We start from the raw sequence: 22,268 nt of genomic DNA on the forward strand, positions 1-22,268 counted from the left end.
GTCAGATTTTTTTAAAAACCGACAGGTCTGATATTTGTGACTGTAAACAGAATACTATTTTATTGCTTATCTGTTTTAGGATGCACTAATTGCATTTCGTCAATTAGGTGTGTAGCTCCTGCATATTTATCTACTATAAAAAGTACATAACGTAAATCTACCATAATGTTTCGGCAAATTTCTGGATCGTAATTCATGTCACTCATGGTACCTTCCCAAACACGATCAAAGTTTAAACCAACAAGATTTCCATGTGCATCAATAGCAGGGCTTCCAGAGTTTCCTCCAGTAGTGTGGTTGGTTCCTAAGAAGCAAACAGGTACTTTTCCGTTGCTATCTGCATATTGTCCGTAATCTTTGTTTTTATGTAATTCTAATAGTTTTTCTGGAACATCAAACTCATAATCTCCTGGAACATATTTTTCTACAACACCATCTAAATAGCTTACAGGGTTATAATAAACAGCATCTCTAGGCGAGTAACCTCGAACTTGTCCGTAAGTTACACGAAGCGTACTATTTGCGTCCGGAAAATAACGAGCTTCTGGTAATGCTTTCATTAAAGCAGTCATGTACTTCGTTTGTAAAGCTGTTATTGGTTGGTTTTTTTCTTCAAATTCTTTATTAATAGTATTGTAAAACTCTGCAATCATAGGCTTTGCATACTGGTATGCAGCATCTTTGTTTAGCTTTTTAAGTACATCTTTAGCGTCACCATCTAAAAGCTTTAAAGCATCTTCTAGATTAGTAAAAGCAGTTTTGTCATAAATAGAAGCATCTACATTTTTGTTGTAAAAAGGCATGACATTACTAAATACTCCTTTGTCTACATCTACATCATAATTTTTATGGATGCTTTTTAAAGTACCCGATAAACGCGCTTTCGCTTTATCGAAAATTTCTGGATTCGCAGTAATAGCTTCTTCCATTTGGTATGCTCTAAAGGTCATTTGCATTAACTCATTGGTTACTAAAAATACTTCAATAAAGTTTCTTCTTTTAATATTTATTGGTCCAAATTCACTATATAGTTTATCAAATTGAGGTAAAATATTTCCGTATTTGTCATTAAGATCTTTTTCGTTTAATGCTTTGGTAAAAGTAGCTTCAAAAGCTCGACGTTTTGCAACAGCATCACTTTTTTCAATACCTAAATTTTCACCTATCCATTTTTTCCAAGCATTTGCAATACGTGCCTGTTTAGATGCATATTTAATTCTAACGGCATCATTAGTTTTCATTTTAGCATCAATAACTTTTAGAGCGGCTTCGCGAATTGCAATATTAGTAGGGTTAAATTCTTCGGTAATATGCTCTATTGCTACAGCGGGTAAATATTCATTGGTTGTTCCAGGAAAACCAAATACCATGGTGAAATCTCCTTCGGCAACGCCATCTAAAGAAACTGGTAAAAAATGTTTTGGTTTGTAGGGTTTATTGTCTTTACTATATTTAGCAGGTCTATTATTTGCATCTGCATAAATACGAAACATAGAAAAATCTCCCGTATGTCTTGGGAAAACCCAATTGTCTGTATCGCTTCCAAATTTACCTATACTTGACGGAGGAGCACCAACCAAACGAATATCTTCAAAACGTTCGGTAACAAATAAAAAGTATTGGTTCCCATTGTAAAAAGATTTCACTTTTACATCTTGCCAAGCTTCTCTAGGCCAATTTTTCATTAAACCATTACTGTTTTTGTCGATAACCGATTGTTTTTCTTTTTCGGTTAAGTTCTCATTAACCACAGCAAGTACTTCTTCTGTAATGTCTGTAATGCTAACAATAAACTCGATGAATAAACCTTCGTTAGGTAATTCTTCTTCTAAAGACATAGCCCAAAAGCCATCTTTTAAATAGTCGTTTTCTAAAGAAGAATGCGATTGTATTTGACTAAAACCACAATGATGATTTGTTAAAATTAAACCTTTATCACTAATAACTTCGCTGGTACAACCACCATTAAAATGACCAATAGCATCTTTAAGACTAGAGTTGTTTACATCGTAAATATCTTGTGCTGTAAGCTTGCTACCAAGATTTGTCATTTCGGTTTCGTTCATGCCTTCTAATAACGAAGGAATCCACATACCACCTTGTTGTGCCGAAATATTCAGCGTAATAAAAAGTAATAAGAATTTAAAAAATTTCATATGTATAGTTTTTTGAATGCTTCCAAAGATAAAAAACCAAGGAGTAAAAAGTTGTTAAATCTTAAAAATAATATAGCTTAAACTAACTATCTTTATCCTTATGAAACATATATCTAAGCTCCCTAATGTTGGTACTACTATTTTTACGGTAATGAGTGCTTTAGCAAACCAACATGGCGCTATTAATTTATCGCAAGGATTTCCAAACTTTCATAGTGATCCACAATTAATGGATTTTGTTAATCAAGCGATGCGTTCTGGTTACAATCAATATGCACCAATGCCAGGAAATTTAGAGTTAACTAAAGCCATTGTAAATAAGTTTGCTTTGCTTTACAATTCAAGCTATCATCCAGAAACAGAAATAACGGTTACTGCTGGAGCAACACAGGCAATTTTTACCATAATTTCGGCTTTTATTAAGCCTGAAGACGAAGTTATTATTTTTAAACCAGCTTACGATTGTTATCAACCTGCAATCGAATTGCAAGGAGCAAAAACTATTTCAATACAATTAAATGCACCCAATTATAAAATAGATTGGAATACTGTAAAGGAGCAAATTACTAGTAAAACCAAAATGATTATTATTAATACACCACATAATCCTAGTGGAAGTGTTCTTGCTGAAGCCGATTTGTTACAACTTCAAGAATTAACTAAAGACACCAATATTATAGTATTGAGTGATGAAGTGTATGAACACATTATTTTTGATGAAGAAAAACACCAAAGTGTATGTTTATTTCCAGCTTTAAAAGCTAGAAGTTTTATAACTGCTTCCTTTGGGAAAACCTTTCATAATACGGGTTGGAAAATGGGATATTGTTGCGCACCTAAGGAACTTATGGCTGAGTTTAGAAAAGTGCATCAGTTTAATGTATTTTCGGTAAATCATCCGATGCAAAAAGGTTTGGCAGATTATTTAAAAGAACCAAATAATTATTTAGAGCTTTCTAGTTTTTTTCAAGAAAAGCGAGATTTGTTTTTAAGTTGTATAAAAGATTCTCGGTTTAAATATAAACCAGCGAAAGGAACCTATTTTCAGGTTTTAGATTTTTCTGAAATTACTAGTGAATATGATATCGATTTTGCGAAACGCTTAACGGTTGAAAATGGTCTAGCCTCAATTCCATTATCGGTTTTTAACGATAATAATAAAGATGATAAAGTTTTGCGTTTTTGTTTCGCAAAAACAAAGGATACTTTAAAGCAAGCTGCAGCAATTTTAAATAAAATTTAGAAATTCTGTTTAATTTGGCAATATCTTTGCAATCCTAAATTAAATAATAAAATAAAACCATGAAAAAAATATTAGCATTAGTATTCCTATTCAGTATAAGCATTTCTATTACTGCTCAAGAAGTAAAAATTAACGAACAAGCATATACCGTTAAAGGAGATGAAATTTATGCAGGAGGTAAAGATGTTACGAATACATTAAGTGAAGAAATTATTCAAGAAATTAATGCTGCTGCTGCTGGAATACGTGTCGAAGAAGCCGCTAAAAAAGCAATAGAAAAAGCAGATAAAGCTGAAAAAGAAGCAAAAGAAGAGAAAATCAAAAAAGCTCAAAAAGAAGAAGAAAAACGAGAAAAAGAGCTAAAAAAGAATGAAAAAGAATTAAAAAAGGCCGAAAAGAAACAAAAACAAGCAGAAAAGGCTTTAAAGAAAAAAGAAAAAGCTCAAAAATCTTTTGATAGTGCAAATAAGAAATTAGAAAGTGCTCAAAAAAAATACGACAAACTTAAATATAAAGGAAAACTTTCTCCTCAAGAGGAAACAAAATGGCTTAAAAAACTAGATGATCTTCATAAGGATATTGATAAAGCGGATAAAAAATTAAGAAAGATTTAATTTAAAATAGCGAACAAAATTCAAACCCAGATGTATAAGGTAAAAAGATATGTCTGGGTTTTTTTAATTCGAATCACATCCGTTTTTTACTAAAAGCTAAATCTAAATAGTTTTTAAAGTCTTCCGGATTGTTGTCTTTTTAAAAGCATCAATAAATGCCTTTCTTGATATTTGTGATATCAAACTCAAATGCTTTGTAGTACATCTTGTAAAAGTTACATTCATAATTTTAAAATTAGTAAAAATGAAGTACTTTTAAGGTATGCAAGAAAAACTAAAAATAGCACTAGTTCAGTCGGATTTAATTTGGGAAAACCCAAAAGAAAACAGATTGCATTTTACTAATAAAATAAAAGCTTTAGAAACGCAAGTTGATCTTATTATCCTTCCAGAAATGTTTACTACAGGCTTTACAATGCATGCATCTACTTATGCAGAAACAATGCAAGGAGAATCGGTAAGTTGGATGTTAGAAATGGCAAAAACAAATAATACTGCTATTGTTGGAAGTCTTATTATAGCAGAAGAGAATAAATACTATAATCGACTTTTATTTGTGCAGCCTGATGCTAAAGTAATAATATATGATAAACGACATACATTTACACTTGCTGGCGAAGATAAAGTATATCAAGCTGGAAATATAAAAGTAATAGTAGATTATAAAGGTTGGAAAATTTGTCCTTTAATTTGTTACGATTTGCGTTTCCCAGTTTGGGCTAGAAACACCGAAAATTATGATTTATTATTATATGTTGCGAATTGGCCAAAACCAAGAATTACAGCTTGGGATGCTTTACTAAAAGCTAGAGCAATTGAAAATATGACGTATTGTGTTGGTGTAAATAGAGTTGGTTTCGATATTAATAGGTATGAATACTCTGGTAGTTCAGCAGTGTATAATGTGCTAGGAGAAAAAGTCTCTAATATCGTTTTAGGAATGGAGCAGACTGAAGTTGTAACTCTAGATAAAAATCACATTAAAAAGCATAGAGATAAATTACAGTTTTTAGGAGATAAAGATCATTTTAATCTAAAAGTGTAAAATCTATTATTGGATCCCAATTAGCGCGAACTTCAATAACTTCGTTAAAATGACTAATACGTTCCGCTTGTTGCTTTTTTAGATAGTTACCAGAGTCGTATTTTTTATTTTTATTTGCGTCAAAAACTACTCGTAAATAATATTTAGCAGGATCTAAATATCTAAAATCTAAAGGTTCTGGTTTTGTGCTATATACTTCAAATTTCACTTCGCCTTTATCGTTTGTTAGTTGCGCTATTATTGGGTATTTCGCATTATATAAGGTTACTCTCACATTTCCATAATCTGCAAAGTTTTTTGTGTTTACCTTGTAGTTTAACGTATCATTTTTATTGTTGAAAAAATCGGTAAATGCTTCTGGTAGAATTTGTATACTATATTTGTTGTCTTCCGTTTTATCAAAAGCTAAAGCGTAGGTATTTGCGAGTGTATCTAATGTTGTTTTGTATGCTATTTTAATAGAGTCTTTATCTAAAATAGTAAGTTTTTTTTCATCAAATTCAATAAGTGGTGTGTTTGCAGTAATCTTAAAGTCATCCTCAAAATTTATGCTTCCTTTTGAAAGTGCCCCAATTATTAAAGTGTCTTTTGGTTGTTCGCTTATTTTTACTGTAAAATTTTCTGTGTATTTTTTGTTTTTCACTGTAAAAAGTAAAGAGTCTGTGTCCTTAAATCTAGGAGTGTACCAATAATTTAATGAATCTGTTTTAGGGTCTTTTGTAATGGTATATTTAAAATCTTCAGGTACAACAGAAGTAATGTTAATTTCTGTGTTTTTATAATCTCCTTGATAACCAAAAGCTATTTTTTCACCAGCCACTAATCGTGGTCTAATGACAGTAAAATCTGGTTCTTCTTTAAATAATTTTATAGTAAATGTAGTGTCTGTAGGTACTGTAATATAGTCTTTTACAAAGCCGATCTTATCTGTTAATTGTTGAAATTTATTGTCTTCATTAGTGTCTTTTAAAGCAACAAGCATATACTTTCCAGCTTTAATGTTGTCTATACTAAAAGTAGTAGTGCTATCTAAAGTGTTTGTTACGTATTTAGGTAGTTTATTATAAACTATAGAATCATTAAAAGTACTGTCTATTTCATATAAACGTACAGATACAAAATCTTCAGGTTTACGTAAAGCAGCATCTAAAATTTCACCTTTAACCGAAAGCGAATCAATATAACTTCCAGTAGATAATATATATTTATAATACGAATACGGGTTTTCTTCGTTGTTATCTGTTATGCTATTTCCAAAGTTAAAGGCATACGTTGTGTTTTCTAATAAAGTGTCATTAATTTTAATAGTAATGTATTTGCTTGCTGTACCAAGAGGAGTTACTTCTGGGGCAGGATCCATTGGTGGAGAAATAATAAGCTGTTTAGACAGGTTTTTAATTTTTACATACTCATCAAAATAAATTTTAATTTCTTTTCCATTAAAATTTGTAACATAATTTTCTGGAGTAGATTTAACTATTTTTGGAGGAGTAATATCTTTAGGCCCTCCAGAAGGGTTTCCTCTGTTAGCACAACTAATTATAATTAAACCTATTGTTATACTAAAAATTAAATTGGAAAGCTTTTTACGCATTATAAATTTCATGATTTTGTACAAAGTAACAACATATTTACCATTAACAAAATAGCTATTACACGATTGCTATACTTGCTATGCTTATTTTAACATTTTTAGCTCTATTTAACACTTGTATACAGGATTCTAAGGTTGCTCCCGTTGTAATAATATCATCTACAAGCAAAATATGTTTGTTTTCTATTAGTGCGATATTTTCTATAGCAAAGAGTTCATGATTTGTTTGCCAACGCGCAAATCGTTTTTTGGTTACTTGAGATTTAGTATTTGTTATTTTTATTAAAGAGGAGTCATTATATTCTATTTGTAAACCTTTAGCCATTTCTTGACCAAATTTTGCTACCTGATTATATCCTCTTTTTTTTAGTTTCTTTTTATGCAAAGGAACAGGAATAACGACATCTACATTCTTGTATGCAGGTATATCCTTTAATTCGTTACTAAGCCATTGGCCTAAAAATACACCTATTTCTTCATGACCTCTATATTTTAAATTGTGAATTAGCTGTTGTACAATACCTTTTTTTTCATAGCGAAGTAAAGCAGTTGCTTGTTCTACTTTTGCACGTCCATAAAATATTTTTTCAACAGTATTGTTTGCATTAAAATGATAATTAGTAATTGGTAAATTATGTCTACAGGAAGTGCAAACATACATTTCAGAATCTTGTAAATGCATATAACAAGCATAACATACTTTTGGAAAAAATAAATCAAGAACCGCTTTAAACATAATATTAAACTTACAAAAATTAATACTAAAAGACTAAAGAAATTGCTTCAACAATTATTTTAGATACTTTAACGATTAAAATAAAATATATTAAACTAAATATTTAGCTTAGTATTTGTAAAATAAATAATATGCTAGTTTTCCCTCAAACTTTTAACTACAGATTAATTATTGGTACATTGGTAATAGCAATTGCTATTTTAGGATCTTATAGTATTTCCAGTTTTAATTCATTTAAAAATCAAAAAGAATTTTTAGCACAAGAAACAAAACTTGTACAGCATGAATTAACGGAAATGATTTCACTTTATAATGATGTTTCTATTGAAAACGAATTTGTAAAAACAAAATTAGAAGTATCTAAATCTAAGGTGGAAACTATTTTAAGTGATATAGAAGAAAAGAAAACCAATTTATCATTAATATCTAAATACAGAAGTCAAATAAACACTCTTAAAAACGAGAGAGAAGTTATTTTTGACCAAATCGATTCCCTTGTTCGCGATAATAAAATATTAAATTTAAAGGTAGACTCTGTTTCAAAACAATTTGAAAATCAAAAACTAGAAATAGCTAGTTTATTCAAAAAAAATGAAAAGTTAAATACTATTATTAACAAAACAGGAAAGCTTAAAGCGAATAATATAAAAGTGAAGGCGTTAACAATTCGCTACTCTAAAGTTTACGAAACCCATAAATTAAGTGAAGTAGATCAATTTGAAGTATGTGTCGTACTCGATGGTAATACAGCAGCAGATAAAGGAAATAAAAATATTTATGTTCAGATTTTAGACGCTAAAGATCAAATTGTGTCCGAAAGAGGGATTTTAAACCATGAAGGATTAAAAATTAGATATAGCGGAAAAACAACTATAAAAAACATTTCGGAACAAATTACTGCTTGCCTAAAAATAAGTATTAAAAACAAAGAAAAACTAAACCCTGGGATTTATAATATAGATGTATTTCAAAATGCAACTTTAATAGGAAGTAGCTCCATTCAATTAATTTAAAAAATAACTCATAATTTTTTAAAAACCATTCCATTAATATGGAGTGGTTTTTTACTTTTGCAATCTATGGCAAATCAAGACGATCAATTTAAAAAAGTAATCTCTCACGCAAAAGAGTATGGTTACGTTTTCCAGAGTAGTGAAATTTACGATGGATTAAGTGCAGTATACGACTATGCTCAAAATGGAGCAGAGCTTAAAAAGAACATTCGAGACTATTGGTGGAAAGCCATGGTGCAAATGCATGATAATATAGTTGGTATAGATGCGGCAATTTTTATGCATCCAACAACATGGAAAGCTTCTGGTCACGTAGATGCTTTTAGCGATCCTTTAATAGATAACAAAGATTCTAAAAAAAGATATCGTGCAGATGTTTTAGTGGAAGATTATTGTGCAAAAATTGAAACAAAAATTGAAAAGGAAGTTAAAAAAGCTGAAAAACGTTTTGGAGAAGCTTTTAATAAAGAAGAATTTCTTGCAACTAACGGAAGAGTTTTAGGATATCAAGAAAAGATAGATACTATTTTAAAGCGCTTAGGAAAATCTTTAGAAGCAGAAGATTTAGCAGATGTAAAAGCTTTAATTGAAGAATTAGAGATAGCTTGTCCTTTAAGTGGTTCAAGAAATTGGACAGATGTGAAACAGTTTAACCTTATGTTTGGTACCAAACTTGGTGCTTCTGCAGAAACAGCAATGGATTTGTATTTACGACCAGAAACTGCACAAGGTATTTTTGTAAACTTCTTAAATGTACAAAAAACAGGGAGAATGAAAATTCCGTTTGGTATCGCACAAACAGGAAAAGCATTTAGAAATGAGATTGTTGCAAGGCAATTTATTTTTAGAATGCGTGAGTTTGAGCAAATGGAAATGCAATTCTTTATTAAACCAGGAACACAAAAGGAATGGTTTGATACCTGGAAAGATACTAGATTGAAATGGCATCTTTCTTTAGGGATGGGAGCAGATAACTATCGTTTTCATGATCATGAAAAATTAGCTCATTATGCAGATGCTGCTACAGATATTGAATTTAAATTCCCTTTCGGTTTTAAAGAGTTAGAAGGTATACATTCTCGTACCGATTTCGATTTAAAACAGCACGAAGAATTTTCAGGAAAAAAATTACAGTATTTCGATCATGAAGAAAATGCAAGTTATACACCTTACGTCTTAGAAACATCTATTGGTTTAGATAGAATGTTTTTAGCAGTATTTTCAAATTCTTTAATGGAAGAAGAATTAGAAAATAATACTACAAGAACCGTTTTAAAATTACCAGCAGTTTTAGCTCCTGTAAAAGCAGCCGTTTTTCCTTTAGTGAAAAAGGATGGTTTACCAGAAGTAGCAAAACAAATTGTAGAGGATTTAAAATGGGATTTTAATGTGTTTTATGACGAAAAAGATGCTGTAGGAAAACGTTACAGACGTCAAGATGCAAACGGAACACCATTTTGTATTACTGTAGATCATGATACTTTAAAGGATAACACAGTAACCATAAGACACAGAGATACTATGGAACAAAAACGTGTAAAGATTGAAGATTTAAAAGATTTAATTAAAGCTGAGGTAGATGTAAAACATTGGCTACAGAAGATGTAATAAATTCTTGTGAAAGCAATAATCTTATAAAACAAAAGCCCAAGTTTTAAAACTTGGGCTTTTTAAATTTTACAAGTATTTTTTATGTTAAAACCTCCAACCAAGTATTGTACCTAGTCTTGGTACAAATTCTGAACCAACATCGTTGTTAGAAGTAGATATGTTTCTACCAACACCACCAAATACTTCAAATAAGAAGCCTTTTTTGCTTACGAATTTTCCGCCAACTGCCATACCAAATGCTAGGTTGTTAGATGTTTCATCGGTGTAAATATATTCGTAGTCATCATTAAAGGAGTTGTAAATATAATCTTCATCCGTATCTTCTTGTATGCTATACATTCCAAAGGCTTCTAAGAAAAATCCCCATGCGTACTTGCTAGAAAAGTAACGTCTATAATATGGAGTAAATGCAAATTTTTCGTTGTAAATAGGTCCGTCTTCAAATTCTCTGTCTTCTCTATTTTGTAAATTAAAAAGAACAGAAGCTCCTACTGAAGATTCAGAATCAATTAAATATTCATAAGAAAAATCTACAGCTTTAAAGACTATAAGGTTAAATGCATTTACTTTAATTTCACTGTGTTTTACTTTTTCTTTTTGCATATCCTGTTGCGCAAAAGTGGCAAAGGAACAAAATAGTATTAATCCTAAAAGGGCATTTTTCATTTGTTTGTTTTTTAAAATTCTTTTTAATCTAATCAAAAGTCATACCATTAGTAGATGGTAAAAGTATGAAAAGGTTGCGTGAAATTCATTTATTTTTAATCCTCTCTATATGCTAATAATCTTAAAGCATTTAAAACAACAACAACAGTTGATCCTTCATGAAATAAAACGGCGACCCCAATATTAGTTAGTCCTAAAATGGTTACAGGAACAAGTATTGCAACGACACCTAAACTTATAAAAATGTTTTCTTTAATGATTTTTTTAGACGCTCTGCTTAAACCAATTACAAAGGGTAAGTTTTCGATTTTATCCGACATTAAGGCAACATCTGCAGTTTCTAAAGCGACATCACTTCCTGCAGCTCCCATTGCAATACTTACAGTGCTTAAAGCCATTGCAGGAGCATCATTTACACCATCTCCAACCATTGCTATTTTGCCATCTGTTGTCATTAAATTTTTAATAGCACTCACTTTATCTTCTGGCAATAGGTTTCCTTTTGCTTCTGTTAAACCTATTTGTTTTGCAATAGCATTTCCAACATTTTGATGGTCTCCAGTTAACATAATCATGCGTTTTATTCCAATGCTCTTTAACTTTTTAAGTGTGTTTGCTGCTGTTTCTCTTGGTGTATCCATAACGCTAATTATACCAATAACTTCCTTTTTAAAAGCGACAAGCATTACTGTGTTTCCATTTTCTAACAGCGTTTCCATTTTGGTTTTTATAGTATCCTTTACTTCAATTTCTTTGTCTTGTAGTAACTTTAAATTACCAATAAAAGCATTTGTGTTGTTATATAATGCAGAAATTCCTTTTCCTTGAATGGCTTCCATGTTTTTTGCAATACCTTTAAAACTTAAATTATGTAGTTTTTTAATGTCTTTAGCAATTGCTTTTGCTAATGGATGATTACTCAGACTCTCTACCTCTAAAACTATTTGTAAAAACTCTTTTTCTTCAAAATTGTTTAATGCAATTACATGGGTTAGTTTTGGTTTACCTTCGGTTAAAGTTCCTGTTTTATCAAATGCAATGGTACTAATACTTCCTAAGTCTTCTAAAGCTTTTCCACCTTTTATTAAAACGCCTTTTTGAGCAGCTCTAGCAATACCACTAAGTACAGCGCTTGGTGTAGAAATTGCCAAAGCACAAGGACTTGCTGCTACTAAAACAGTTATTGCTCTGTATAGACTTTGGTTAAAAGATTCGTCTATAATTAAATAAGCAAAACATAAAAGTGTGACTACAATTATCACTATTGGAACATACCATTTTTCAAACTTTTTGGTTAATCTTTGTGTTGGTGATTTTTGAGTTTCTACCTCACTCACCATTTTAATTAATCGCGCAACTGTAGAGTCTTGACTTAGTTTTAAAACCCGTACTTCAATATTATTATCGCCATTTATAGTGCCTGTAAATACAATGTGTTTTTTGTTAATATGTTTAAACTCGGGTAAGTTCTTTGTTGAAGCAATTGCAGTTTTATCAACAGGCATGCTCTCTCCTGTAATTGGAGCTTGATTAATGCTGCTGTTTCCGGAAAGAATAACACCATCTGCAGCAATTTTGGTGTTTGGTTTAACCACAATAATGTCACCAATTTTTAAGTCTTCAATTGGTATTTCAATAATTTGATTTCCTTTTTTTATAAGTGCTTTTTTGGGAGATAAATCGCTTAAAGCTTCGATAGACTTTTTAGCTTTATTCATAGCATAATGCTCTAAAGCATGACCTAAACTAAATAAAAATAATAATAAAGCGCCTTCAGTCCAACTACCAATGTATGCAGCTCCAATGGCTGCAGCTATCATTAAAAAATCAATATCAAAACCAGCTTTAATTATTTTTTTATAGGCTTCAATAGTAAGGAAATAACTTCCAAATAGATAAGCTATTAGATAGTTAATTAAAGAAATTGTGAAAGGTAAATCTGCTAACTTTTCAATACCAAACCCAATAACCAAAAAAGTACCACAAAGAATTGCAAAATAAAGTTCTGTTTTTTTACCAAAAATTAAATTTTGGCTGTGGTTGTGTGAGTCGATTTTAATGTTATTCATTTAATTATTATAGCTTTTTAGCTTTGAGACTTTATTCACTTTCGCTATTATTTAGTAGCATAGTTGTGCCTTTAATAACTATTTGTTTGTCTTTTAAAGCTTCGGTATTTAAAACCTCAATGTTTGTTTCTGTTTGTTTTCCTATGTTTAATTTTACTTTCTCTAAATGATATTCTTTGTCCTTTTTTTCTTCTAAAATTAAAACAAAAAAATCATTATCAACTTTCATTATTGCTTCTTTTGGTAAACCTTTTCCTTTATTAGTTTCCACAATAATTGCTGCATCTACAAACATACCAACAATAAAATTTTCTTTATCCTCATCTACATGTGCATGTACTTTTATTCGTCTAGTTTGCTCATCAATGGTAGTGCCAACTAAATGTACTTCTGCTTCATAAGTTTTATCTGATGCTTCAGGAATTTTAAACCATATTTTCTGGTCTTTTTTAACTTTCATTACGTCTTTTTCAAAGACAGATAATTCTAAATGTATATGATTTATATCCATAATTTCCATAATTACATCACTCGGTGAAATGTAAGTTCCGTTACTAACATTAACTTTTGTAACATTCCCAGCTATTGGTGCATATAAGTTTATAGTAGAAGATATTTGACCTTGTTCTACATGATCTGGATTGATGTTCATCATTTGTAATTTTTTACGCAAACCATTATAATGTGCAAGGTTACTTTTGTAATCACTTTCGGCTTTTAAATAGTTCTTTTCTGAAGTGATTTTTTCATTAAACAAGGTTTTTTGTCTATTGAATTCTGATTTTAAATAATTTAATCTTTCGACAACTTCTAAATAGTTTTGTTGAATTTCAACAAATTCTGTGTTTTTTAAGGTTACTAAAAGTTGTCCTTTTTTTACGCGATCTCCAATTAATAAAGGTGTTTTAGTAATAAAACCTCCTATTAAAGTAGTAATGCTTGACTTGTTGTTTGGTGGCACATCAATCATTCCGTTTACATTTACGGTTTCATTAAAATCGTATTCGGCTAATGTGCCAAATGCCATTTTTTCACCTTCAAATTGTGCTTTTGTAATGGTGATTTTATCAGATTGTACTTGATTACCTAAAACTAGCTTTTCTTTTTTTTCTGAATTTCCGCAGGCTACAAAAACCATGGAAAATAATAGGATGTATATGTTCTTCATTTTTTATAATGTTAAGTGGTTAATGGTGATTACAGTTTGGTTGTATTGGTTTAACTGCACTAAATAATCCAGTTGAATATCTTTTGCAGTTTCTAAACTTTGAATGTATTGAAAGAAGTCGATTTCCCCTTCTTTAAAAGTTCGAATTGCAGTTTTTATAATTTGTTCAGAAAGTATTTTTCCTTGTGTTTCATAATATTGAATAGCTTCTTCATACTGCTGAAGCTTTGCCAATAACGATTGATATTCTGCATTTAATTTGGTTTGATAATCTTGTTTTTGTTCAAAAATGACATCTTGTGCAATTTTTGAAGCTTTAATTTTGGAGCGTTGACCACCAAATAGAATTGGAATTTTAACTCCTAATTGATAGCCTTTAATGTTATCATTTAATTCGTTGTTAGTTCCTTGAAAATATGCCGCATTTAAATCAGGTAACAGGCTTTGCTTTTCTAATTTTACTTGTGCTTTCTGGTAATTTATAGAAGCATCAAAAACCGATAATCCAGCATCTTGATTTGTAATTAAACTTTCTACCTGTAGTTTTTTAAGTAATCCATCATCAATAGTAATAGAATCTACTTGTACTACTTTTTTAAGTTGTTCCTTATATAAACGAACCTCTAAAAGGGACTGTTTATAAAGTGTTTCTAGCTGTTTTTGTTTAGATTTAGCAGTAATCATTTCTAGATAATTGGTTTCGCCTAACTCAAAGCGACGCTCTGCTTTTCTTGCAAAATCGGTATACAAACTATCCAAATATTTATAATTTTCCGCTTTATTCTTAGCATAACTTAATTGATAATAATTAGTATAAACCTGTTTTTTAACTTGCAATAATTGCAAACTATAATTAGCTTCTTGCAGATCAACTTTAGACTGATTTCGTTTTTTTTCAGCAAAATAAACTGTTGGAAATTTAAAGTCTTGAGAAACACCAAAAATTTTTAAAGGCTTATTGTTTATAGCCAAATTACTTTCGTCGTAATTATAATACAGATCCGTTTTATCAAAAGTAAAGGCAGAACCAACGAGCGCATTTTCTTGTTCAATTTTTAATTTTTCTGCTTTTAAATTCGCATTATTTTCAATTGCTAATTCTAAAGTTTGCTGTATAGTTAGTGGTTTGTTTTGTGCTTGAGTACTAAAAGTTAATAACAAAATAACTACAGATGTAATTGTTTGTTTATTTATTTTGAGTTCCTTTTTTTCTTCAAACCAAGCATATAAAACTGGCAAAAAAATTAAGGTTAAAAAGGTTGCGGTAACTAAGCCACCAATAACTACAGTAGCTAAAGGCCGCTGTACTTCTGCTCCTGCATTTGTTGAAATTGCCATAGGTAAAAACCCTAAAGCTGCTGCTGCTGCTGTTAATAAAACAGGTCGTAAACGTTCTGATGTTCCTTTTTTAATTCGTTCTTCAATATTGTTAAAACCTTCCGCTTTTAGTTCTTTAAAATGTTCTATTAAAACAATTCCGTTAAGTACTGCAATACCAAATAATGCAATAAAACCAACTCCTGCAGAAATACTAAAAGGTAAATCTCTTAACCATAATAATAATACACCTCCAACTGCAGAAAGCGGAATTGCAGAATACACAATTAAGGCTTCTTTTATAGAGTTAAATGCAAAGTAAAGCATGATAAAAATAAGTATTAAAGCTACAGGAACTGCTACTAATAATCTGTCTTTTGCACTTTGTAGGTTTTCAAACTGTCCTCCATAGGTTATGCTATAACCAACAGGTAATTTTAACTTGCTTTCAATAATTTGTTGTACATCATTTACAACCGATTGTAAGTCTCTGTTTCTAACATTAATACCAACAACAATACGGCGTTTGGTGTCATCTCTAGAAATTTGCGCAGGACCAGAAGTATAACTAATTGCTGCTAATTCGCGAAGCGGAATTTTATTCCCATTAGGAGTGTCTACATATAAATTTTGAAGACTTCCCAGGTTTTTTCTGTTGTTTTCTTGCAAACGAAGCACTAAGTCAAAACGTTTTTCTCCTTCATAAACACTTCCAATAGATGTACCTGCAAAACCCATAGAAATAATTTTGTTTAAATCATGAATGTTTAATCCGTAACGTGCAATTTTACTTCGGTTGAATTGGATACTCATTTGAGGTAAACCCGCTACTTTTTCAACCGAAATATCTGCAGCTCCTTCTACATTTTCAATTAAAGATTTTATTTCATCTGCTTTGTTTGCTAAAACGCTTAAGTCTTCACCAAAAATTTTAATAGCAACATCTGCTCTAACACCAGTTACTAGCTCGTTAAATCGCATTTCAATGGGTTGTGTAAACTCGACTTCCATTCCTGGAATAACGGTTAATGCTTCTTTAAACTTATCTGCTAATTCGTCTTTACTTTTTGCAGAAGTCCATTCTTTTTTAGGTTTTAGTTTAATAATGACGTCACTTTCTTCCATAGACATTGGATCTGTTGGTACTTCAGCAGCTCCAATACGTGTGACTACTTGTTCTACTTCAGGAAAATTATCTAATAAAACTTGCTCAATTCTGGTGGTAATCTCTATGGTTTTGCTGAGTGATGTTCCTGTTTTTAAAACAGGTTGAATTACAAAATCACCTTCATCTAAAGTAGGTACAAATTCGCCTCCCATTTTACTAAAAATCCAAACACTTGAAGCTAATAAAACAGCTGATAATAACACTACTATTTTTTTGTTACTCAAAGCCCAATTTATAACTGGTTGGTATGCTTTATTTAGAAAATTCATTAGTCTAACCGAAATGTTTTTGCTAGATTGTTTACTAGGTTTTAAAAACAAAGAGGAAACCACAGGAACATAGGTTAAACATAAAATCATTGCTCCAATTAATGCAAAACTAAATGTCATTGCCATTGGCTTAAACATTTTGCCTTCAATACCGTTTAAAGAGAGAATTGGAATAAATACAATTAAGATAATTAATTGACCAAAAATGGCTGAATTCATCATTTTTGAGGCGCTTTTTAATGTTATTTGATCAATTTCAGATTGTTTTTCGTTTTTACTGATTTCGGAAAGATGCGCTGATTTAGACATGATTTGAAAAGCAATAAACTCTACAATAATAACTGCTCCATCAATGATAATCCCAAAATCGATTGCACCTAAACTCATTAAGTTAGCATCTACACCAAATTGACGCATTAATATAATAGCAAATAATAAACTTAACGGAATTACAGAAGCTACTACCAAACCAGACCGCCAATTACCAAGCAATAAAACCACAACAAAAACCACGATTAAAGAACCTAGTATTAAGTTTTCGGCAACTGTAAATGTGGTTTTACCAATGAGCTCGCTTCGTTCTAAAAAACCATTAATATACACGCCTTTAGGTAGCGTGCTTTGTATAGATGCTACGCGTTTTTTAACAGCATCAATCACTGCTTTAGAGTTACCATCTTTAAGCATCATGATTTGTCCTAGAACTTTTTCACCTTCACCATTTCCTGTAATAGCACCAAAACGAGTTGCACTACCAAAACCAACATTCGCAACATCTTTAATGTATATTGGAGTACCATCATTTTTAACAACAATATTTTCAATGTCTTGTAATGAACTAACTAAACCTTCTCCTCGAATAAAAAAGGCTTGACTATTTTTTTCAATATAACCACCGCCAGAAACGCTGTTGTTTTTCTCTAAAGCATTATAAATGTCAGCAATAGAAATTTGCATAGCAGCTAACTTGTTTGGATTTATAGATACTTCATATTGTTTTAAAAATCCTCCCCAAGTATTCACTTCAACTACACCAGGAATTCCAGAAAGTTGACGCTTTACAATCCAATCTTGAATAGTTCGCAAATCGGTTGTGGTATATTTGTCTTTAAATTCCGGTTTTACATCTAAAATATATTGGTAGATTTCACCCAAACCTGTTGTAATTGGTCCCATTTCTGGTGTGCCAAAGCCATCTGGAATTTGCTCTGAAGCAGATGTTATTTTTTCAGCAATTAGTTGTCTTGGTAAAAAAGTTCCTAAATCGTCATTAAATACAATGGTAACTACCGATAAACCAAATTTTGAAACTGAACGAATTTCTTCTACTCCAGGTAAATTTGCCATTTCAAGCTCTATAGGATATGTTATAAATTGCTCTACATCCTGCGTAGATAAGTTGCGAGATGTAGTAATAACTTGTACTTGGTTATTGGTAATATCTGGTACGGCTCCTATTGGTATTTGGGTTAAAGAAAAAATTCCGAAACCGATTATAAAAGCAGTAAAAAGGAAAGTAATCAGCTTGTTTTTTAAGCTGAATTTGATGATGTTTTCTAACATAATTCATATTAATTAAGAAATAATAAATACCTGTTTTTATTTACAGGAATAAAAATCTATAATGAATTATGCTATTTTGGGAGGCTGAAAAATAGAAGGTTTTTCAGAATCTGTTATGGTTTCGGTGTAATGGAAATTAAAAGGAATTTCAATAAACTCATGATAGTTTAAATCGAAAGTATTGTGAATATTTATAAAAGAAGTATTTATATGCGTGCACATGTGATGACTATCTTTAAAAGGCAAGTCTTTATGCTCTTTATGGTCATTTTTGTGGTCATCTTTAACTTCACCATAATGTTCTGTTAAAAACTCAAAAAAAGTGTCACCATATACTTCTTTGTGAAATTGAGCATGATCCAGCAACGCTTTAACCTTAGAAATATCTTCTAGATTAATATTGAAACTTTGTATAAGAATCAAAAATGAATATGTAATTGCTAATACTTTACTCATAACGATTGCTAAATTACAAAATTAGTAATCTTTATGAGGTAACAAAAGTTACAATTGTCTTAAAAATAAGCCTTTAATTGTATGTTTCCAGTATGAATAGTTTTGCTAGTTTCTGTATTTCTGCCAAAATAACTAAGGTTTAAATCTAAGTATTTTGTTAGTTTTTTTTGTGCTAAAAAGGTCCATGTAAAGTTTTTTCCTGGTTGTAAGCCTTCTAGCATTTGGTATGCAACTGGTGAATTTGCATTTCCTGTAAAGGCGTTAGAAAAATAATTAAATTCTCCAGAAATTGCCATTTGTTGTTTGCTGGAAAAAGCAAAGGAAGCGCCATATTTTTGTTGTTTTAATGCTTCTAAGTCATTTATGGTGTTCGCTTTGTTGCTGTATTGGTAAAATATATCAAAACGAGTATTGTCATTTAATAAGTAAGAGATTTTGGGGTTTAATTGCGTTTCTTCAATATTGTAATTCTTACTTATGTAATTTTCACTTTTGCTTTCATTGGTGTTAAAGCTAGTTAATAAATTTGCCAACCAACTGTTTGCAAATTTATGATTAAAAAGAATTTGGTGGCTTTTAGCGTTTGCTTCTAGCGAACCTATAGTTAAAAGATTTCTTGAACTGTTAGTTAAAAAAGTATACGATGTTGTGTAGTGCTGTTTGCCTCTGTTGAAAAAGAAAACATTTCTAAAGTTAGACTGTAAACCAAGTTGTTTTTCTTTGTCATCTTTAAATGGGTTGAGGTTAAAAGAAGTACCTTCTCTTTTTTGTTTTCTATCGATTAAATAGGAAGTCTGATTGTAAAATTTCGATACTATTTTTTTAAAACCATTTTCACTCGAAGACCATTGTTGTGGATTTAGTGTTAGTGTTTGGCTAAATCTATTTTGATGTGTTTTTACAAATACTTGATTTGGTAATAAAACCCTTATGTAAGTACCTTGGTCTGAGAATTGTGCAATTTCAAATTCTTCTAATTCTTGAATATTGTTATTGTTATAATCGATCCAAGTATAAGCACCTTGTCCTGCTTCAACTTCTACATAAGTGAATTCTTGTTGTGCTAGGGTTCCCGAATTGGTTTCGTAAACCGTGTTCCAATGAATTATGTTTTTAAATAATTTTTGACTGAACTGCATTCTAGAATTTAAAGACTCTTCATTATCTAGGTTTGCATCCACATTTTTTAAAGTTCTATAATTTACATAAAGCGATAAATTTGTATTGTTATTTTGAATAATTTTAGAATCTACATAGTAGGTGTTAGATGTGTTTACTTTTTGAAGGTTACCAGCCATTAAACTATCATTTACTCTGTGTTTGTAACCTATTTCGGCAAAAATTTTGGTACTATCTCCAATCCCTGTGAAAACTTCATACGATTTATAGCGCTGACTTAATGCTGTGAAACTATCTGTTTCTTTGTTTTTTTGCTCATTGTTTTCTAATGATAGCCTTGTGCCAACCCAAGCATTCTTTAGGCTGTAGGTAATCCTGTTATAGGTTCTTGTAAAAGTAGAATTGTTTAGGTTTGATTCTGCATTTAATAAGCTAGAATTGGAAAGTATTTGCCATTTTTTTAAATTTAAATCCCCTAAAAAAATGTGTCTGCTTCCGTTAAAATTTTCTGAATAATTTAGGTACTCAAATTGGTACTTAGCAAATCCTTTTTTATGATGAGAAGCTTCAACGCCAGAAGCAAAAAGGGTTTGGTTGCCATTATTAATCACGTTTTGATTGGTTGTAGATTGCTCAATGTTCCAATCGCGAATAAACTCAGCATTGTATAATCGTTCAATAGTTCTAAAATTTTCTTGAATGTAATTTGCATCGGCAAATGCATGGATATTCCATAAACTATCGTTTTTAGTAATAGCTTGTTCTAGTTCTATTTTTGCTGCAAAACCATCGTTGTTGTTATCGTCTATGTTAGAAAATAAGTTCAAATCGTTTTTACTACCAGCAACTTCAAAACCAATATTTGTTTTTTTGGTTGGTGCATAGTTTCCGTTTAAAACAGCAATCTGTAATTTATTTGGAGCAACGAGTTGTGTGATAGGTTGGTAGTTTCCTTGTCCTGCTCCATTATATTCGTAAATAGTACTGATTGCATTAATACTACTCACTATATAATCTCCTTGATTATCGCCAACCAATGAAAAATTTACACTAAATAATTCATCCTCTTCATTGTTAGAAAACACAAAAGCTTCTACTCCATTTATTATTTCCTTTTTATATAATATTCTATTTTCATTATAGGCTTCTGCTGTTGCTGAAGGTGTAGTCATTAGAGTTTCGTCATCTCCTGCATTTGCTAAAATTTCGACTTGCTCACTAGATAAGTTTTGTTGCAGCGGGTTATTTTTTGCATCATTTTCACTGTATACAGAAACCCCAAGCTTTAGTTTTTCGCTTTCGTAATTACTTCCGCCATAAACAACTAGTCTAGAATAGTTTCGTTCACTGTATTGGTAGTCTACAGTAATACGCATTTCGCTTGTAATCGGGAAGGTGGCGTTAAAAATTATTTCTCCTGCATTATAATTAATAATGTAGTCTTTGTTTTCTCCTCGTTCTAAAGCAATTCCGTTTACATAAACAATTTCGCTACCAGAAACTACAAGTACAAATAATTCGCCACTTGGTCCGCGGAGTTTGTAAGGGCCTTGATTTCCTTCTTGTGCTGTGAATTGACTAGAGGTAAATTGCCCTCTAACAATGGCTCCAGCTGCAAAAATATTGGTTTTAGAATTGGAGTGGTTTAAAGTTGCACCAAGCGAAAGCCCTTGTACGCGTTTAGAAAAATTAGCAAAAGCACTATTTGTATTTTGTAAGTCTACATCACCAGCTCTTATTTTCCAATGGTCACTAAACAGTTCTATGAATACTTGGTCGAATTCGTCTAAGCGTTGCGAGTAACCACTTTCTTGTAATGGAATGTTTGCATCTTGAATAGAGGCTCTTAGTGAAACTTTATCGTTAAGTTTTCCTGTAATTTGTAAATCTAATTCGCTATTTAAAACCGAGTTTTGATTGTTTCCAATAATAACACCTCGTGAAATGCTTCCTGAAGTAGTTAAACCATCAAAAGGCGTAAATGTATTCGATTCGCTAGGTTGCTTAATTTTGTATAAAATTTGCTGATTATCGGTGTTTTCTACAATAACTTTATCGTCTAACTGTTTATAGGTTTTGGTTAAAAACGCTGGATATTTTAAGTAATTTATTTGTATGGAATCTGTTTGTATAGGTTTTTTAAAGCGCAATATTGCTTTTTTAAAATCTACAGAGTAATAGGTAGAGTCAATTATCGAGTTGTCTTTTCTTTTAATTTGAAAGTAACTCGAATTAATACTAACGCTATCTATAGCAATACTATCTTGTACAAGAACTGTTTTCGTTTTGTAATTAGATTCTTGACTTTGGGCAACTGCCGCAAAACCAATGAAAAAGATAATAAGAAAGTATGTACACTTCATGCGTTACTAAAACTACAAAAAACCTAAAATATTTTGTTGATAGTTTTTTGTTAAAAGGGCTTTAAAATTTTAGTGTAAATGTAAAGCATTATTTATTT

At 30.9% G+C, this 22,268-nt stretch carries 14 protein-coding genes; 5 read left to right on the plus strand and 9 right to left on the minus strand.

The window, feature by feature from the left end:
• Positions 1-59 precede the first annotated feature (59 nt).
• Positions 60-2,156 carry a S46 family peptidase gene (locus ACVC3Y_RS15495; RefSeq protein WP_452227383.1) on the minus strand — a complete coding sequence of 699 codons (2,097 nt, stop codon included), beginning with the start codon at positions 2,154-2,156 and terminating at the stop codon, positions 60-62.
• A gap of 100 nt (positions 2,157-2,256) precedes the next feature.
• Here ACVC3Y_RS15495 and ACVC3Y_RS15500 point away from each other — a divergent pair, with 100 nt between their 5' ends.
• The 3 genes from ACVC3Y_RS15500 to ACVC3Y_RS15510 all read left to right on the plus strand — a co-directional run bounded on the left by ACVC3Y_RS15500 (position 2,257) and on the right by ACVC3Y_RS15510 (position 5,058).
• Positions 2,257-3,399: a methionine aminotransferase gene (locus tag ACVC3Y_RS15500; RefSeq protein ID WP_452227384.1), complete on the plus strand. Its 1,143-nt coding sequence runs from the start codon at positions 2,257-2,259 to the stop codon at positions 3,397-3,399.
• A 59-nt stretch (positions 3,400-3,458) separates the two neighbouring features.
• Positions 3,459-4,013, plus strand: a complete 555-nt coding sequence (locus ACVC3Y_RS15505) for a hypothetical protein (RefSeq protein ID WP_303420897.1) — start codon at positions 3,459-3,461, stop codon at positions 4,011-4,013.
• Between the two features lie 262 nt (positions 4,014-4,275).
• Positions 4,276-5,058 carry an amidohydrolase gene (locus tag ACVC3Y_RS15510; protein ID WP_303420895.1) on the plus strand — a complete coding sequence of 261 codons (783 nt, stop codon included), beginning with the start codon at positions 4,276-4,278 and terminating at the stop codon, positions 5,056-5,058.
• Here the strand turns inward: ACVC3Y_RS15510 and ACVC3Y_RS15515 are convergent.
• On the minus strand, positions 5,042-6,652 hold the full coding sequence (locus ACVC3Y_RS15515; protein WP_452227385.1) for an Ig-like domain-containing protein: 1,611 nt from the start codon (positions 6,650-6,652) through the stop codon (positions 5,042-5,044). The two genes, ACVC3Y_RS15510 and ACVC3Y_RS15515, sit on opposite strands and share 17 nt — an antisense overlap.
• Before the next feature lie 58 nt (positions 6,653-6,710).
• Positions 6,711-7,334 (minus strand): ComF family protein, encoded by a 624-nt coding sequence (locus tag ACVC3Y_RS15520; protein ID WP_452227386.1) that lies wholly within the window; start codon positions 7,332-7,334, stop codon positions 6,711-6,713.
• A gap of 185 nt (positions 7,335-7,519) precedes the next feature.
• On the opposite strand from ACVC3Y_RS15520, the gene ACVC3Y_RS15525 reads away from it, so the two are divergent.
• Positions 7,520-8,401, plus strand: coding sequence for a hypothetical protein (locus ACVC3Y_RS15525; RefSeq protein ID WP_303420885.1), 882 nt, complete (start codon positions 7,520-7,522; stop codon positions 8,399-8,401).
• 66 nt (positions 8,402-8,467) lie between these two features.
• On the plus strand, positions 8,468-10,009 hold the full coding sequence (locus tag ACVC3Y_RS15530; RefSeq protein ID WP_303420883.1) for a glycine--tRNA ligase: 1,542 nt from the start codon (positions 8,468-8,470) through the stop codon (positions 10,007-10,009).
• 87 nt (positions 10,010-10,096) lie between these two features.
• On the opposite strand, the gene ACVC3Y_RS15535 is transcribed toward ACVC3Y_RS15530, so the two are convergent.
• The 6 genes from ACVC3Y_RS15535 to ACVC3Y_RS15560 form a co-directional block, all read right to left on the minus strand.
• Positions 10,097-10,678 carry a DUF3575 domain-containing protein gene (locus ACVC3Y_RS15535; protein WP_452227387.1) on the minus strand — a complete coding sequence of 194 codons (582 nt, stop codon included), beginning with the start codon at positions 10,676-10,678 and terminating at the stop codon, positions 10,097-10,099.
• 95 nt (positions 10,679-10,773) lie between these two features.
• Positions 10,774-12,747, minus strand: a complete 1,974-nt coding sequence (locus ACVC3Y_RS15540; RefSeq protein WP_452227388.1) for a heavy metal translocating P-type ATPase — start codon at positions 12,745-12,747, stop codon at positions 10,774-10,776.
• Between the two features lie 31 nt (positions 12,748-12,778).
• Entirely contained in the window at positions 12,779-13,915 is a 1,137-nt protein-coding gene (locus tag ACVC3Y_RS15545; RefSeq protein ID WP_452227389.1) for an efflux RND transporter periplasmic adaptor subunit, read from the minus strand.
• A gap of 3 nt (positions 13,916-13,918) precedes the next feature.
• Entirely contained in the window at positions 13,919-18,232 is a 4,314-nt protein-coding gene (locus ACVC3Y_RS15550; RefSeq protein ID WP_452227390.1) for a CusA/CzcA family heavy metal efflux RND transporter, read from the minus strand.
• A gap of 66 nt (positions 18,233-18,298) precedes the next feature.
• Positions 18,299-18,688, minus strand: a complete 390-nt coding sequence (locus ACVC3Y_RS15555) for a hypothetical protein (RefSeq protein WP_303420856.1) — start codon at positions 18,686-18,688, stop codon at positions 18,299-18,301.
• A gap of 59 nt (positions 18,689-18,747) precedes the next feature.
• Complete coding sequence (locus ACVC3Y_RS15560) at positions 18,748-22,170, minus strand: hypothetical protein (RefSeq protein WP_452227391.1); 3,423 nt, start codon at positions 22,168-22,170, stop codon at positions 18,748-18,750.
• Positions 22,171-22,268: the final 98 nt, after the last annotated feature.

The organism is Lacinutrix cladophorae (genome assembly GCF_053604645.1).